General features: G+C 54.0%; 15 protein-coding genes and 1 tRNA gene. 14 read left to right on the top strand and 2 right to left on the bottom strand.

Annotated features, from left to right (window positions below; genetic code table 11):
* Positions 1 to 137: 137 nt before the first annotated feature.
* A complete protein-coding gene (locus AC50YL_RS07025) occupies positions 138 to 1,553 on the top strand; it encodes a putative bifunctional diguanylate cyclase/phosphodiesterase (protein WP_494830492.1) in 1,416 nt (471 codons plus the stop codon).
* Between the two features lie 158 nt (positions 1,554 to 1,711).
* Here AC50YL_RS07025 and AC50YL_RS07020 read toward each other — a convergent pair whose 3' ends face one another.
* A complete protein-coding gene (locus tag AC50YL_RS07020) occupies positions 1,712 to 1,930 on the bottom strand; it encodes a hypothetical protein (protein ID WP_161703863.1) in 219 nt (72 codons plus the stop codon).
* A 416-nt stretch (positions 1,931 to 2,346) separates the two neighbouring features.
* Between AC50YL_RS07020 and AC50YL_RS07015 the strand changes: the two genes are divergently transcribed.
* From AC50YL_RS07015 to AC50YL_RS07000, 4 genes are all read left to right on the top strand, one after another.
* Positions 2,347 to 3,906: a sensor histidine kinase gene (locus AC50YL_RS07015; protein WP_494830490.1), complete on the top strand. Its 1,560-nt coding sequence runs from the start codon at positions 2,347 to 2,349 to the stop codon at positions 3,904 to 3,906.
* Between the two features lie 93 nt (positions 3,907 to 3,999).
* A tRNA-Thr gene (locus AC50YL_RS07010) sits at positions 4,000 to 4,074 on the top strand.
* A 150-nt stretch (positions 4,075 to 4,224) separates the two neighbouring features.
* On the top strand, positions 4,225 to 5,289 hold the full coding sequence (locus AC50YL_RS07005) for a tyrosine-type recombinase/integrase (RefSeq protein WP_494830489.1): 1,065 nt from the start codon (positions 4,225 to 4,227) through the stop codon (positions 5,287 to 5,289).
* A 310-nt stretch (positions 5,290 to 5,599) separates the two neighbouring features.
* Positions 5,600 to 5,995, top strand: coding sequence for a YhjD family protein (locus AC50YL_RS07000; protein ID WP_494830488.1), 396 nt, complete (start codon positions 5,600 to 5,602; stop codon positions 5,993 to 5,995).
* 6 nt (positions 5,996 to 6,001) lie between these two features.
* Here the strand turns inward: AC50YL_RS07000 and AC50YL_RS06995 are convergent, their stop codons facing one another.
* Positions 6,002 to 6,205: a helix-turn-helix domain-containing protein gene (locus AC50YL_RS06995; protein ID WP_494830487.1), complete on the bottom strand. Its 204-nt coding sequence runs from the start codon at positions 6,203 to 6,205 to the stop codon at positions 6,002 to 6,004.
* Between the two features lie 140 nt (positions 6,206 to 6,345).
* Between AC50YL_RS06995 and AC50YL_RS06990 the strand changes: the two genes are divergently transcribed.
* The 9 genes from AC50YL_RS06990 to AC50YL_RS06950 all read left to right on the top strand — a co-directional run bounded on the left by AC50YL_RS06990 (position 6,346) and on the right by AC50YL_RS06950 (position 16,041).
* Complete coding sequence (locus tag AC50YL_RS06990; protein WP_494830485.1) at positions 6,346 to 7,038, top strand: S1 family peptidase; 693 nt, start codon at positions 6,346 to 6,348, stop codon at positions 7,036 to 7,038.
* Between the two features lie 246 nt (positions 7,039 to 7,284).
* On the top strand, positions 7,285 to 8,130 hold the full coding sequence (locus AC50YL_RS06985) for a helix-turn-helix domain-containing protein (RefSeq protein WP_494830484.1): 846 nt from the start codon (positions 7,285 to 7,287) through the stop codon (positions 8,128 to 8,130).
* Positions 8,131 to 8,317: 187 nt separating this feature from the next.
* Positions 8,318 to 8,494, top strand: coding sequence for a hypothetical protein (locus tag AC50YL_RS06980; RefSeq protein ID WP_494830483.1), 177 nt, complete (start codon positions 8,318 to 8,320; stop codon positions 8,492 to 8,494).
* Positions 8,495 to 8,761: 267 nt separating this feature from the next.
* Positions 8,762 to 9,169, top strand: a complete 408-nt coding sequence (locus tag AC50YL_RS06975) for a phBC6A51 family helix-turn-helix protein (RefSeq protein WP_494830482.1) — start codon at positions 8,762 to 8,764, stop codon at positions 9,167 to 9,169.
* Between the two features lie 532 nt (positions 9,170 to 9,701).
* Positions 9,702 to 11,381 carry a phage terminase large subunit gene (terL, locus tag AC50YL_RS06970; RefSeq protein WP_494830481.1) on the top strand — a complete coding sequence of 560 codons (1,680 nt, stop codon included), beginning with the start codon at positions 9,702 to 9,704 and terminating at the stop codon, positions 11,379 to 11,381.
* 20 nt (positions 11,382 to 11,401) lie between these two features.
* Positions 11,402 to 13,087: a glycosyl hydrolase family 28-related protein gene (locus tag AC50YL_RS06965; protein ID WP_494830480.1), complete on the top strand. Its 1,686-nt coding sequence runs from the start codon at positions 11,402 to 11,404 to the stop codon at positions 13,085 to 13,087.
* A 42-nt stretch (positions 13,088 to 13,129) separates the two neighbouring features.
* A complete protein-coding gene (locus AC50YL_RS06960) occupies positions 13,130 to 14,689 on the top strand; it encodes a phage portal protein (protein ID WP_494830478.1) in 1,560 nt (519 codons plus the stop codon).
* Entirely contained in the window at positions 14,686 to 15,525 is an 840-nt protein-coding gene (locus tag AC50YL_RS06955; RefSeq protein ID WP_494830477.1) for a phage minor capsid protein, read from the top strand. Before AC50YL_RS06960 ends, AC50YL_RS06955 begins: the two co-directional genes overlap by 4 nt.
* Positions 15,526 to 15,528: 3 nt before the next feature.
* On the top strand, positions 15,529 to 16,041 hold the full coding sequence (locus AC50YL_RS06950; protein ID WP_494830476.1) for a spike base protein, RCAP_Rcc01079 family: 513 nt from the start codon (positions 15,529 to 15,531) through the stop codon (positions 16,039 to 16,041).

The raw sequence follows: 16,041 nt of genomic DNA, 5'->3' as shown, positions 1-16,041 counted from the left end.
CCGCCGGCATGCACCTCCGCGCCGACTGCAAAAATTGGAAAATCTAACATGGCGCTCATACATCTCTGCTTCTTTTCTAATAGTTTTGTGTGAAAATTTGCCTATTGTACAGCTCGGAATCCATAGGACTAAAGGCGGTGTGGAAAACAGTAATGAAAGAGACGGAGTGCGATGCAGCGGACAACTTCCCGCGAATGGGAACGGTACCTCTTGCGGAAGTCGTGGACGCGTTGACGGGGCTGCCGGGGCGGAAAGCGGCGTTCGCGATGCTGGCGAGGGCCGCCATGTTGGCGAGACGGACCGGGAAGAACGTACTGGCGGCGCTCGTCGACGTAGACCGCTTCTATATCATCAACGAGACGCGGGGGACGGCGTTCGGCGACGAGACGCTGCGCCAGATCGCGCGCAGGCTCGGCAAGCTGGAGCCGTGGTCCAGTCACGCCCATCGGCTCGGCGGCAACACGTTCCTGCTGTTCCGGCTCGTGGGCCCGGAGACGGAGATGCGGGAAGCGGACGCGCTGATCCAGGAGCTGAAGCACGCGGTCGAGGATGTGCTGGTCGTGCGCGGTCAATCGCTGTATCCGTTCTGCAGCATCGGCGTCAGCCGGTATCCCTGCGACGGCGATACGGCCGAGCTGATCGTGCGGCACGCCGATACGGCGCTCCGGCAGGCGAAGGCGGCCGGAGGCAACCGGATCGCGTCGTACGCGGAGGACGGCATGGCGCAGGTCAACAGGACCGAGGAGCTGCGCAGCGCGCTGAGGCATGCGTTGTCCGCGAACGCGCTTTCGCTGCGGTACCAGCCGCTCTACGAGTCTTCGGGAGCGCTCAGGGGCTTCGAAGCGCTGCTCCGTTGGCGCCACTCCAAGCTAGGGGACATCTCCCCGGCGGAGTTCGTCCCGCTTGCGGAGCAAAGCGGCCAGATCGTCGAGATCGGCGAATGGGTGCTCGGCGAGGCCTGCCGGATGCTGAACCGGGCGGAAGGGAAGGGTCTTCGCCAGCTCGTCATGTCCGTCAACCTGTCGCCGCTGCAGCTCCGCGCGCCGGGGTTCGTGGAGGCGCTGCAGCATATCCTTGATCAGACGGGCACCAGACCGGAGTGCCTCGAGCTGGAAATCACGGAAAGCATGATGATCGACGCCGACGACAGCGTGAATACGGTGCTGTACCGGCTCCGCGGCATGGGCATCCGGATCGCGCTGGACGATTTCGGCGTCGGCTACGCCTCGCTCACGTATCTGCGCAAGCTTCCCCTCCATACGCTCAAGCTGGACCGCTCGTTCATCCGCCACATCGGCGAACAGAGCGCGGAGCACGTCATCGTGCGCACGATGATCTCGCTCGTGCATCAACTGGGGTTCGAGGTCGTGGCCGAGGGCGTGGAGACCGAAGATCAATTCCGGCTGCTGCGGGAATGGGGCTGCAACTTCTATCAAGGTTATCTCTTGGCGGGGCCGCTCGAAGAAGAAGCGGTCGGCGCGCATTTGCTGAAGCATGCCTGCCGTGAGTTCCGCGCGCCTCGCGACGAGCAGGTCGCGGTCCTGCAGCGTTGAACCGAGCGGCGCCGGAATAGCGCGAACGAAAAGAAAGAAAGAAAGAAAGAAAGGCAGTCCGCGCGCATGCGGGCCGCGGCCGACGGGCCGGGTCCGATATGCGAGAGGGGCTGCCTTTTTGAACGAAATAGGACGGTCTTTCATCGCTTCGGGTTTGCTCAGCACACTTCCAGGTAAAGCTTGGTACCATCGCTGTATTGGAGGATCGCCACGTCGCGGATCATTTCGACGGACTTGATTCGCTTCCATTTCTTGCGGAAATCAAAGTTGTATTCCATTTCCTGCAATTTATTTTGCAGCAGCTCCATGTACGAAAGCTGCTCGGATGGGTAATGTACCGGGACCGAACGGTTTTTGAAGGTTATGACTTTGGTCATGTGTTGTGCACCTCCGTTTCTTTAATACTGCCATTGTACAGGGCGAATTTTAGTCCCTTATAAAATGAACATGAGCCGGTTGTTTGGTTTGCTTACCCTTTTCTAACAAGTTAGAAAAGGCAGATTGGCTTGCGTTCAAAGACAAAGCTTCGCATGCAGCATTCTGCCAAGGCAGATTGGCTTGCGTTCGAAGCCAAAGCTTCGCATGCAGCATTCTGCTAAGGGCGGAATGGCTTGCGTTCAAAGCCAAAGCTTCGCATGCAGCATTCTGCGAAGGGCGGAATGCGGCATTCCGCAAGGACCGAACCGCGGCGTAGTGGTATTATGCGCCCGATGCCGGAGGAATTATCCGCCAGTGCTTCAAATCGCGCCGGAGCGGGTAATAACCGGGAGATGATGGGCGGGAGGATTAAGAGTTGACCTTTGCATTCGCGAAAGCGTTATTCGCTAATATCAGCTTGTTGATCGCGCTGGCGTACATGTTCGATCTGGGGTACCGCTACCTGTTTCAATATGCGTCGGAGCGCGTAAAATACGGCATTACCATCGCGGTCTTCATCCTTGGCGGATGGCTCGCGATGGCGTTCGGCCTGCGCGCGGACGGCCTGCTCGTGCTCGATCTGCGCTTCCTGCCGGTCATAATCGCGGTCTTGGTGTTTCCGAATCCGCGGGCGATCGCGCTGATCGGCTTCGGCATCGGGCTCGGGCGGCTGTTCATGGGTTTGGACGAGACGGCGATCGGCGCCTGCGCGAACATGACCGTGCTCGGGCTGCTGGGCATGTGGCTCAGCGCTTGGCTGCGCACGAAGCCGTGGCGGTTCCTGACGAAGAGCCTGATCGCCCTGGCGTCCCTGAATGTGGTGTTCTCGCTGAACGCCACCGCGGTCGTGGCGCTGGCGCCGTCCATGAGCGTCCGGGAATTTTGGATGAGCTTCGGCATCTATTCCTTTCCGCTGCGGCTGCTGCTCGGCGGGCTGTTGATCTTCATCATCCGCGACTTCCAGAAGGAGCAGCAGCGGGTGGACGAGCTTCGCAAGATGAACATGCTGCTGCGGCGGCAGACCCGCGAGCTTCGGCTGGCCAAGCGCGAAGTCGAAGAGAAGGCGCGCGAGCTGATGCTGGCGAACAAATACAAATCGGAGTTTCTCGCGAACATGTCGCATGAGCTGAAAACGCCGCTCAACAGCATCATCATGCTCTCGCAGCTGATGAAGGAGAGCGAGGAGGAGCGGGGCGCGGTCACCGAAGAAGTGCAGTACGCGGAGCTCATCAACGGCGCGGGCAATGATCTGCTGCAGCTGATCAACGACATTCTCGACCTGTCCAAGGTGGAAGCCGGCAAAATGGATATCAGCATCGAGCCGCATTCCGTCGAAGAGCTCGTGCAGACGCTCTATCAGCAATTCCTGCCGGTGGCGGCGCAGAAGAACGTGGCGTTCGAGACGGAAATCTTCCCGCAGGTGCCGGAGGCGATCCATACGGACGCGCTCCGCATCAATCAGATCCTGCGCAATCTGCTTGCCAACGCCTTCAAGTTCACGGAGTCGGGCAGCGTGCGCCTGATCGTCAAGGCGGAGGGCGGCGTGCCGATCGAGCCGTCCGCGCTGAAGAAGCGCAGGCTGCATAACTGGAACCCCGTCTCATGGGCTCGCCCGGCCGTACGAATGGTGGCGCCGCTGCGGGTGTCCTTCTCGATCGTGGACACGGGGATCGGCATCGAGCCGGAGAAGCAGCAGCTCATCTTCGAGGCTTTCCGACAGGAAGACGGCTCGATCAGCCGCAGATACGGCGGCACGGGGCTGGGATTGTCCATCAGCCTGCAGCTGGCCCGCCTGCTCGGCGGAACGCTCTCGCTCGAGAGCCGCAAGGGCGAAGGAAGCAAGTTTACCCTTCGCGTTCCGGTGACGGCTCAGGCGGCCGGCGATGCCGCGCAGAGCGCGGAAGGCGACTCTTTGTCGTATCGGCGGAAGCGCTGAACGTTTTTACGGGTTTTTTCGACAAAAGGATTGACTCCGCGCGGACAATGCAGTATATTATAAAAGTCGCCTCGGCGACACGAGGATAGACAAGCTGGTGTAGCTCAGGGGTAGAGCAACGCACTCGTAATGCGTAGGCCGGGGGTTCAATTCCCTTCACCAGCACCATTAACGGAATTAACCCGTCATTGCTACGTTTTCTCAACGTTGAATGTAACGGTCGGACATACGGAAGGGCTACGCAATCCCGATTCATTTACGGACATGCGTAGGTCCAAAAACCGGAGCCTCCTGCGATATACTGCGGGAGGTTTTTTTGTGTCTAAAGATCCACGTATAGGTAAATCGGTAATAAGCGGTCGGGCAACCGTACGGCAGCGAATTGAAACGGCCGGCCTAAGTTTGGACCACGCATTCGACATGTTTTACAGCGCTAAACGGGCGGAAAGGGTACGTGATAGAACGCTAGCTGATTACCGCAGCTATTGGCGCTATTTTCGCGTTTGGTTGGCGGAGGAGTACGGTGGGAACGTCCAGGATATAAAGGGGCTCACAGGGCCGGTTCTGCGCGCGTACGTCGATTATATGTCGCACGATCGGAAAAGGTATGAGGACGATAAGTACCGCGTGAAGACGAGCCAGAAATTATCGCCGGTAACCGTGGCGTCGCGGCTTCGTGCGCTTCAAACGATGTGCAAGTTTTGGTCCGAAGAGGGCGTAATAGACGGTGACCCGGCCGAGAAGATCAAGCCACCGCGGGGAGACGTAGAAGAAAAGTCGATATTTACGGACGAGCATTTGACGGCCTTATTAGCGGCGCCAGATACGTCAACATTCGCCGGCTTCCGTGACCGCGTACTTATGGAACTTTTGGCGGACACCGGCTTACGTATAAACGAAGCGACGCAGCTAATGGGGGAACACTTCGATTTCTCCGCGCGCTGCATGCGGCTGCCCGCGTATATGAATAAGAACCGTAAGCCGCGGATCGTACCGGTATCGCCGGGCGTACTACGCAACGTCATCCGTCTGATCGAGGACAACCGGTCGCACTTCGATACGGACTACGTATTTATCGCCAACTACGGAGAGCCGCTTAAGCCGGACCATATCCGCAAGCAACTGAAAAAATACGCCGAGGCGGCCGGCATCGATACGAAAGCAATCCAGATAACTCCGCACCGATTCCGCGACTATTTCATTACGAATTACCTGCTCAACGGCGGCGACCTCTTTACGCTGCAGCGGATTGTGGCGCATTCGGATATAAAAACAACGCAAGGATACGTTAAGGTCAGCGAAGATGCGATACGTGACAGCCACTCGCAATTCTCGCCGTTATCGCGCCTAAAAACGAAGCGAGTAACGAATAGACGACGTTAGCTATAAGGGCGGCTCTCGATCGAGGGAGTGGCCCTATTTTTATGGATAAATTACCTCTTGCATAACGAACAGGTGTTCGGGTTATAATAAGACCATACGTTCGCATCGGAGGTAATCACGTTGAGACTCGAAAAGTACATTGGACGCACATTACGGATAGTTTACGTCGATAAGCACGGCAAGATTACGCAAAGGAATATCGAGGTTAAAACGGTGGACGGCGGACTTGTGCGTGCGCATTGCTTAACGTCAAAAGGGCCGCGCGTGTTTGCGGTCGAAAACATACTGGCGTTTGAGTTGGTGAATCGGCATGCAGCCGGATAGAATAAAGGCGATGATGACGACCGAGGAGCGCGAGATGCTGCGGGATAACATCATTTTGCTGATGATGCTTGAGATGATCGAACTTAACTCTAAGCAGTTGGAGGGCTCATTTAACACACTCAAGCCGCTATTCCTGATGGCGACGGACCGTCTCATTGACTTGATCAACGCCGATATCATAGCGATCAAGAAGCAGTTCAGGTTTGCGAAAATCAAATGGTGGGAGCAGGGAATGAGCGATGAAAACTTCATCCTGTCCTACCGGTACGTTTGCCGTGGGTATGAAGACACCTTCGGAATGACGCGTGACGTCGCGAAGACGCAGCTATCCGTTAAATTCGGGGAGTATTTCGCGCGTGTGATGGGACCGCTCAGGAAATAACAACGTTTAAGCCTCGTATATTAGAAGTTCCTCCATTGTTATATCGAAATAATCGCATAAGGCCGCCAATAGATCGCGCGGATATCGTTCTGTTTCGTCATTGTACAGTGAGCGTACACTTTCGAAACGGTAACCGATATCTTGCGCGATTTTTCGTATAGATAGACTGCGATCGTCCGCCAGTTTGCGTAAATTGGAACGTACAGGCAATGTAATCACCTCCGATACTAACGATTATACGGCGACACGGTAAAAGCGTCAAATAGTTGTTGACACGTTAAAAGAGTCGTGCTATGTTTATTTCACGAAGATGACACGATAAACGAGTCAACAAAAGGAGACGATGAAAAATGAAAAAAGTTATTGCCTTAGCTCTACTGGCACTACTTACATTAATAGTTCCCTCCGTTGCCGCAGCAGCTGATGCCGATGACACCAATAAAGACAAAACGGTACGCATCTGGCCGCTACCGCTGCGAATTGACGTCGTACAGATGGGAAGCGGCTTCTTCATCGAAGGCGGCCGTATCATCACGAATGACCACGTACTCCACGGCGCTACACAGTTCCTTGTGAACGACGGCGCGGGACACACATATACGGCCGATCTCGTCGCGACAGACACGGAGCTTGACCTGGCTATACTGTCCACGCCGGAAACGGATCATCCGCACTTTGATTTAGCATCGGACGCAATTAGCGGTCAAAGCGTCAGCTTCATTGGCTCCGATATTAAAGACGCCTTCCAGCAATGGGACACGATGATCTCGCAGGCATCCGCCTTTGTGCGCATCGGCTCGAACTATAGCGGCGAACGTATGGTGATGTCCGCTGACTCGATGCCTGGGTACAGTGGCGGCCCCGTGTTTAACAGCGATAACGAGATCGTAGGCGTCATGGAGGGCGGCGGTACTGGTCTCGGCTCGGCAGCGGTCCACGTTAACGACCTCACTACGTTCTTAGACGCGAATCCTGCACCGAAAGTCGTCAAGAGCCGCTTGGAACAGATTAGAGATCGTTTTAAGAGAGTGCTTAACCATTAACTACTTTACTTTTACCCGTTTAGTTACCTATACGTACTGAGGCCCCGCGAATTAATTCGTGCGGGCTTTTTGTCGTCTAAATACGAAAGGGGACGTTGTAAATGGCTAATACTAGCGGATTGAACGTAACGGTGAACGTAGACGTATCGGAGGCTCTAACGGGTCTTAAGGCGATACAGCGCGAAGCTAAGAAGGCTACGCAGGCGCTACGTGAACTAGAAGCCGCTAAAGAGGCGGTGGCTAAGCGTGAATAGTACCGCAGAGCACATCGCATTTACCGGCACAGGAACGGCCTACGATCCGGCTACGGGCGAAGCGTTGGTTTATGGGCGTGCAGATACGCACAAGGTCGTTAATATTGCGCAGGCAGAGGCGTACAGTGACCGCGAAAAAGCAAAAGAATCCGGCCGCGAGTCGGAATTTACGATAACGAATATGGACAATATCGACGAAGTCATTGAGCGCGTTTCCGATAAGCATTGCGGCTATTTACTTTACCTGCAGTGCTTCGTCAACTACGACGCAATCCTTTCGAATCCGAACCGTAAAGCTATGAGCAAAAACGATATCATGCGCACGCTCGGCGTGAGTAAGCCGACGGTTAACGAATTCATGGCGGCCATGCTCGAACACAACGTTATGCACGAAATAAACGGACAATATCGTATGAATCCACGCTACCATTTCCAGGGGCGCACGGAGAATACGCATATTGTCCGTTCTTTCGTTGCGAAGGTAAAGCGTTTGTATTCCGAGGTGAGCGCGAAGGATCTCGGCTTTGTGTATAAGCTGCTTCCGTTCATTCACCTCGAAACGAATACAATTTGCGCGAATCCGTACGAACGGGACGTAGAAAATACGATTCCCCTTACGAAAGAGGACATCGCAGCCTTGGTCGGAATTGACGTAAGGAGCGTGTACCGGAAGATGCGCGATCTGAAATTCGAGGACCAGTACGTATTCCACGAGCTGCCCTACGGAAACTCGCGCTATTACAAGATCAACCCGTTCGTATTCTACCGGAGACTCGGCGTACCGGACGCATCGCTACGTGAAATGTTCGCTATAAAGAATAACTATCGTAAACGTTAACGTGATAGGTTAAAACTATCGGGCGTTTTCTTTACGATATGGCCGATCTATCGGGCGTTTTCTTTACGCGAGCATTAGGGAGATATACGGAGCATTTACGCGATAACATACGATAAATGGCTGTTTTTGGGGATCGCGTTTTTAAATTATTTCTTAGTCTTGTCCAATACGAAAGGGGAACGGGTACATGTCGAACAAATACGGTATTCAAATTACGGACGCAAACGGAGAGAATTTCGTATTGCTGGCGGAAGGTAAAGAACGTTACCAAACGTTTAGAACGTACGAAAGAGCTGACGATTTCAATTACGAATTCGAGAACACGCTGCCGGACGGTTTGAGCAGTGCGGTTATTACGCTGTGAAGACGTTAATATTAGCGGCTTGGTTATATAACGTTAAGGTACGCGGCGTACGGTTTAGAGCCGGCTACGCCGTCATTCGGCCGGGAAGATCGCCCGTCCTCATGAATCAATAAATACATTTAACGTTGAGGTTATAGACGTCACAGACGCAAGGCGTAGCCGCGCGGAGGTGCAAGGAGCGTAGCGACGCGCTAGGCTCTTAAGCTCATCTGTGAATGTCTACATTCAACGTTGAGCAACCGTAATAGAACGGAGGTGTACGTTAACATGGCGAAGTCATTAAACGCTGAGCAGACGATAGCTATCGAATGGTTATCTAAACCGCGCAGAGGCGGTAAAACATACGAAGAGGTGGCGGCAATCTGCGGCGTCCATCTCAATACGTTGAAGAAATGGCGTAAGGACAGCACGTTCGATACGGAGCTTAAGCGAGCGATTATCCGTGAGAATAGCGATCGGTTACCGGAGTTGGTCGAATCATTGGCGGATATCGCTATACGTGACGGTAACGCTGCGATGGCGAAGTTGGCGCTGCAGGTTAACGGCATGCTTACGGATAAGGTCGAAGTAGAAACGAAGGGCGATACGGCTGTGGACGTAGACACGTTGCGTGAACGTATTAGTGCGTTTAGGAAACGTGATAACGAGGGTATTGCGGACACTACCGTTCATTAGAGCGGCCATTAATGGAAGGGATACGTTTATAACGGCGTATCCGACCGTGTCCTTTACGTGAAATAACCAGCACGGCGGCCCTGGCGCGTGCCCCTCCGAAACTTTTCGGACACAGGCGCTGTTATATGCGTAATAGTGCAAATGGCGGCGGCATGACGTAATAGCTGCGCGAAAGAATGGCGTAGTGGCGCGGTTTGTGCGTGGTGTAAAGGTATTGAACTTTACGTCAAAACACGAGTTTTGTGCGGTAGTCAAACGTGATCGACCGTGTTTCGCGTTATCCCCAAGCGGGGTGTCCGTATGGTTGCGTTAGGTGCCGGAAAAATCCGCGTATCAAAAATAACGTTTGAACTTAACGATTTCGACGTGCTCGCCACGTCATTTTAGCCGTTTGAATCGCGCGGAGGTGTATTCGTACCCTCTACGCCATCAAACGGCTATTTCGCACGCAAAACGAAGGGAGGGCCTTTATATCGCGTGGATGACCGATAAGTGGATCGGACGCAAGGAACGTACAGCGCAGATTGAGCGGTTGAATAGCGTTACGAGCGCGGTCGATCCCGACGATATTGACGCCTATCCCGACGATGTACAACGTGAGCTCTTCGCAGCGGCCGCGGAACAGGAACGCCTGGAACGTATTCAACGCGCCGAGACGGACCTTCTGTACTTCGCGTACGAGTATTTCGGCGAAACGTACAATCCGGACAACGACGGCAACTGGATACCGGTTGAACTAGCCGAGGCTCCTCCTTTTCACCGTGAAATCTGCGGCATTATGGACGACGTATCGACGCGGGAGACCAACGCCAAGGTTGCGGTCGCGGCGCCGCGTTCTCACGCCAAATCATCGTTCTTATCGAAGGCGTTTCCGCTACATGAACTCGTCTTCCGTAAACGTAAATACGTCATCATCATATCGGAGACGCCGCAAGTATCGACGGGCAATATGGAGTGGCTATCGTTGCAGCTCAAATCGAACGCTAAGCTCCGCGCGGACTTCGGACCACTACTATCCGTTAAGCAGCAGGAGAACCCGAAGGATAATTCGTCGGAGTTCATCGCGTGGGAAGCGCGGCCTAACGGTTCACAGCGGCTTTTAGCGCGCGTTGAAGCGGCATCGACCGGCCAGGCATTGCGCGGACGTAACTGGAACGGTGTGCGGCCGGATCTTATTATCTGCGATGATCTCGAAGGCAAAAAGAATACGAATACGGACCTGTTGCGCTCGGAAATGCGCGATTGGTTTACGCAAGTAGTCGTCCCACTCGGCGATCCGGCCGGGAAGAGGACGGCTTTTGTGTATATGGGGACGATGGTCCATCACGATTCGCTTTTACGTTACGTCATGGAGCAGCGGTCTGACTTTAAAACGCGCTTGTTCCGCGCCGTCATCGAGTGGCCCGAACGTATGGATTTGTGGGAAGCGTGCCGGCTCGTTTATATCGATCGCGACAATCCGGACCGGGCCGCCGAAGCTGCGGAATTGTACCGGCTTAACCAGACGGAAATGGACCGCGGCGCGACGGTTTTGTGGCCGGACGTGCAGCCGCTATGGAAGTTGTTTACGTGGAAATGGGACAACGGTTCGAAGGCGTTCAACACGGAGTATATGAATAATCCGGTCGACGAAGAGAATATGGTGTTCAATCCGGAGAAGTTTACGTATTGGGACGGGACGCCTCGAGACTTTAGTCCGCGAGATTATGACGTTTATATGGGCGTCGACTTTGCGATGGGAAAAACGCGCGGTGACTATTCCGCGATCGTAACGGTTGCGAAGCATAAAAAGAGCGGCGGCCTCTTCGTTATCGATACGTATGGGGAGCGCGTGCATCCCGACGTGTTCCTTAAGGTCATCGTCGAGCGCGTTATGCGGCTACAGCCGTCGAAAATAGCGGCCGAGGCGCAGGCGGCGCAGGAATTCTTCGTTCATAAACTGAAGGAAGCGCTCCGGTCCGCCGGCTATCCGTCGAACAACCGCGTTAAGGAAGTTTATCAGCGCCAACGTAAAGAACTCCGCATCGAGGCGATGTTGCCGGATATCGAGAATAGTACGTTGCAGTTTTCACGTAAACATGCGTTACTGCTCGAACAGTTCGAATTATACGGTACAAACACGCATGATGATTTACCGGATGCGCTCGCAATGGCGTTAGACGCGGCTAAATCCGGTAAGAAACGCATACTCGACAAGCCCGCGTGGTTGTAACCGCCAGGAGGCTCGGTATTGTGGGTAATTATGACGTCATCAACATACGCGAATACGACGTAGACCCGACGGGATCAAACGACAGCACAGCGGGGATTCAACAGGCTATTGACACGGCCCGCAGATGTAGTCTCGATGTCTTCATTCCGGGCGGAATGTACGCGGTTCCCGGCGGCTTGACGAATCTGTACGACGTTAATCTCATCGGCGTGACTACGAATAAGAAATACCGTACGACTTCGCCGGACTCGTTCCCGTACGGCTCAAGTGTACTTATGGGAGACGGCACGAAAGCGTTGATTCCGACGCACGACAATACGGCGAGGGCCGAATTTAGGGGAATCGGGTTTACGGGATTCCCACGTATAGCCGACAAAAATAGTCCGCGTAACTTTACATTCGAGACGTGTAGTTTTAAGGATATGGTCGTTCTTAATGCGCCAGGAAACACGACAGACGTTTATCATAATTTTTCGTTTCTGAATTGCGATTTCACGAATTATGTCGTACCTGTAACGTTTGTCGGACGCATCATTGATACGTGTTGGTGGCGTTGTACTTTTATCGGAGCGGCGGCTATGGACCTGCATCAAGCGCGTCTGTGTCTTATCGCGAACAACCGTTTCGAGTGGATCGATCGCGGTTTCGCAATAAGTTTTACAAAATGCTCGAACATACAGAACAAAGACAACGTATACGACCGGATTTCGGGCGTTGGCATTCAAATCAAAGAGCAAAATTATCACCTCGACATTAAAGATAACATGTTCAACCGTTGCGGCTCACTCCTAAAGTCGGACGGAACGCCAGCAAGCGGACTGACGGAATCGCACCGCGCTCATGTTCGTATTTTGGACGACCAAGTTAACGTGCATCTTGACGATAATACGTTCTGCCGTGGCTATGCAAGTGATAGCGGCACCGGTCCGCTGTATCCGAAATATGTTATCGCGAAGATGGCGGTGAATGGCGGGGTTAATCCGAATGGAAACCCGTGCCGATTCAGCTTCAAGGGCAATAACATCGATTACGCAAGTACCGATAGCGTCCTTTACGTTGAGAACGGAAACTATGACGTAATCCAAATCGAAACGGACCCGGTATTCAACGAGTTAACGAACGACGTGGCTACGTTGGCAAGGGTCAGCGTCGGTAAAATCACGGCTTATAACGCGGAGGACATTGCGATTGACAAAATTCCCGCGAACCTTATCGTACGGAACAGCGCGGACATTACGGTAGCCGGCGCACAGGACGGCCTCGTATTCGGCGGATTCGTAAACGGAAAACCACGTTACGGGCGCGAGGAATCTCTCTACGAAAGTACGGCGTCCCAGAACGTATTCGGCGACGGGCTACAGCGCAGGATCGCGTACACGATACCAGTCGGTCGTGGAATGCTAGGCGCTCCGATGGATATAACGTTCCTGTACCGGACTACGGGCACTCCGGATCGTAGCGTAGAAATCTGCGACGCGAACGACGTGCTACTCAAATCGTGCGATCCGCTTACAGCGACGGCGTCGAATTTGACGTATAGGGTGCGGTTTAACATTCCGGAGAGTTACGCAGGTACGGCAATTAAATTGTATCTGTACGCTACGAAATTAACGGCATCAACCGCTTCAACAACGGTTAAAACGGACGGACTAAGCGTTACGTATGGCGATTTCATTACGCGGGGAATCACGGACAAACTTTATTAAACGCACGGCGCTACTGCTAACATTACGAAAGGAGGACGCTAATTGGCAAAGTTATTTGTTGAAGGCGCGCAATACCCGCCGCTTGCAGACATCGAACGTATCGCGAAGTATAAACGTGGCCGCACGATCTTTGACGGTCGCCAGTTCGAAATATACGAACGCGCATCGGAGTTACTTAAAGATACGCCGCATGCCGCACAACTCCGTAATCTCTTTATCGCGGTCAATCTCGTTGACGTACTCGTTTCGAAACCGGCGGACTTGATGGTTGGCGAGCCGCCTTCGTATGAGAGCGGAGAGGCCGACGCAACGACGGAGCAGCAGCGGCTTAACTCCGTCGTAGAGGAAAACGATTTGAATACGTTGATCCACGAATCGGTAACGGGCGCTGGCATACGTGGCGACTCGTTCATCAAAACGTATTACGCAGCGCGCGCGGACGTGACGGAGACGGAAGCGGCCGGTTTAGAAGCGCCAGAGATCGCGAAGGAACCGATTATCGAAGCGGTCGATGCCGCGATCGTGTTTCCGGAGTTATCGCGCGGTTCTCGTAAACGGTTCAAGGCGATTAATATCGCATACGAAGAATGGGTACTCACGCCGATGCAGCCGGGCCTTGAACGTTATCTTACGAAAAAGGACGACCGTTACGTTGAGATTCCGTTTCTCGTCGTCGAACGTCATATTCCCGGCTACATCACGTATGAACGGTATCGTATGACGGAGAACGGCGTCGACACGCGGTTCGGTTACCCGATCTCGCTATACCGGATTGAGGAACGCGTTGCAACCGGACGTGAGGTCGACGTTGTCGAAACAGGCATTCCCGAACTACTAGTGCAGCACATTCCATACAAAACGGTTGACGACGATTGGCGCGGCATTGGTGGTATCGAGAAGATCGAATCCGTATTGGCCGCGATTAACGACCGCCTCGTACAAATCGATTATATTCTGTGGAAGCACAGCGACCCGACGGCGTACGGACCTGAATTACCGATGGACGAAGACGGTGGAGTTAGCGCGACTGGCCGGTATATTCCGGTTGGTAAGGACGATGCGACGCCGGGCTATATGACGTGGGAATCGCAATTGGACGGCGCGTTTAAAGAGCTCGACATCCTCCTCGGTATCGTGTACCAAATGGCGGAAACGCCGCAATGGCTATTCGGAACAACGCTCGCTTCCGATAAGGGCGGATCGGGAACGTCGCATACGGACGAAGGTTCGATTAAGGCGCGCTTTATGCCGATCCTCTCGAAAGTGAAACGTATTCGCAATCACGTAGACCGTGCGATTCGCGACGCACTATGGATTGCGATGAAACTCGAAAACTTCGCGAATGAAGGCGTAGATGGCTTCGAATCGTACGAGCCGGTCTATCCGAAGATTAACTGGCGCGACGGTATTCCGCGGGACGAAAAAGCCGAGGCTGAAACGTTTGCTCTCCGTACCGGTAACCTTGCGACATTAGACGTTAAGTCCGCAATTAAGCGGATGGACGGCGTGAATGACGAACAGGCCGAGCGGATTATTACCGCGCTGAAGGCGGATGACACGCGCGTAAACGGAACCGTCGACGGTACGGTGTTTAACGAATGAGCACGGCGCCCGAGGTCAACTACGATTACGACATCGCGAAACTAGTCGCAGCATATAAGCAGGCCACCGCAGAAGTCTTGCGCGAACTTTACGCAATGGACCCATCGGACGTAAGCCAGGCGAACGCGAAAGCAACGTTGGCAGAGATCGCGCGGATACTTGGCGCGCTCGATGACGACGCGGCCGCGTGGGTCGAGGCATATATTCCGATCGCCGTTACGGACGGCATCATACGAACGCTTATCGATACAGGGGCGGCGACTTCCGAAGAAGAAGCGCGGTCCCTTGTTAAATTTAACCGGATGAACGCGAACCTCATTAAGTCTGCGGTCGCCGATACGCAGGCCGACTTGCTCGCGATCACGCAAAATGTCAGCCGTAAAGTACGCGGAGCTGTCCGCCAAGCCGCTGCGGATTCCATTCGTTCGAACATGACCGCAGGCATTAACGGGCGCCGTACGATTAGTCGCGATATGCTCACGCAAATGAGGTCGCGGCTCGGCGACTCCGTGAATACCGGTATTATTGACGCGGCGGGCAGACGGTGGAAGCCGGAAGGATACGTCGATATGGCGGTACGAACGAAGATGATGCGCACACACACGGAAGCAACCGTTAACGAGGCAATCGGCCGCGAGGTTTATTATGGCGTGATTTCGCGACACGGCGCTACGGATGCCTGCGCGAAGTACGAAGGTAAGGTCGTAAAACTGACGCCGGATGCGCCCGGTGACTATCCGTATTATGCGGACTTGCCGCGGCGTGAAATATTTCATCCGAATTGTAAGCACGTAATAAGTCCGGTGAGAAAACCGGAAAGTATCGAAGGGGGCTAGAGCGTGACTATTAAGCAAACGATAGACCGTCAGATCAGCGCGGACAGCAAGGGCGTAAGGGCAATCGTTAATGAAGCGTTAGACGGAATTCAGGCGATACCTGCCGAGCTGGTATTTAAGGCGGATGACGACTCGACGTTTGAGCAAGTTTCCGATGATAAACCGCTTCCCGTCAAAATTATGAGCGGCGGCGGTGGCGGAAGTGGCGGCTCGGTTACGATCACCGGCGCATTGCCTGCGGGTACGAACAAGATCGGAGCTGTCGACGCATCATGGATCGGTAGTAACGTAACGGATTACGGGCCAGTGACGCCGAGCGATACGGTCGATTTAACGAAGCCAGCAATCGGGTTCATCGTAACGGGAACAGTCGGAACCGTAGCGGTGAATACTCCGCAGGGGACGCCGGTTACGATTCCAGCAGCGATGATTACGTTGGGGGCGATTATTCCGCTGCCCGTCAAGAGGTTTAAGGTAACTGGCACGACTGCAGTCGGTATTTGGGCGGTGTATTAA

Source organism: Paenibacillus sp. J22P277, assembly GCF_059383675.1.
Note: the sequence above shows the minus strand (reverse complement) of the source record. Positions and strands in the feature narration are given on the sequence as shown.

What these genes read in the sequence shown, in the direction of transcription:
- AC50YL_RS06990 (WP_494830485.1), top strand. Translation starts at nt 6,346, where the DNA reads ATGAAAAAAGTTATTGCCTTAGCTCTACTGGCACTACTTACATTAATA.
- AC50YL_RS06975 (WP_494830482.1), top strand. Translation starts at nt 8,762, where the DNA reads ATGGCGAAGTCATTAAACGCTGAGCAGACGATAGCTATCGAATGGTTA.
- AC50YL_RS07020 (WP_161703863.1), bottom strand. Translation starts at nt 1,930, where the DNA reads ATGACCAAAGTCATAACCTTCAAAAACCGTTCGGTCCCGGTACATTAC.
- AC50YL_RS06980 (WP_494830483.1), top strand. Translation starts at nt 8,318, where the DNA reads ATGTCGAACAAATACGGTATTCAAATTACGGACGCAAACGGAGAGAAT.
- AC50YL_RS07000 (WP_494830488.1), top strand. Translation starts at nt 5,600, where the DNA reads ATGCAGCCGGATAGAATAAAGGCGATGATGACGACCGAGGAGCGCGAG.
- AC50YL_RS06955 (WP_494830477.1), top strand. Translation starts at nt 14,686, where the DNA reads ATGAGCACGGCGCCCGAGGTCAACTACGATTACGACATCGCGAAACTA.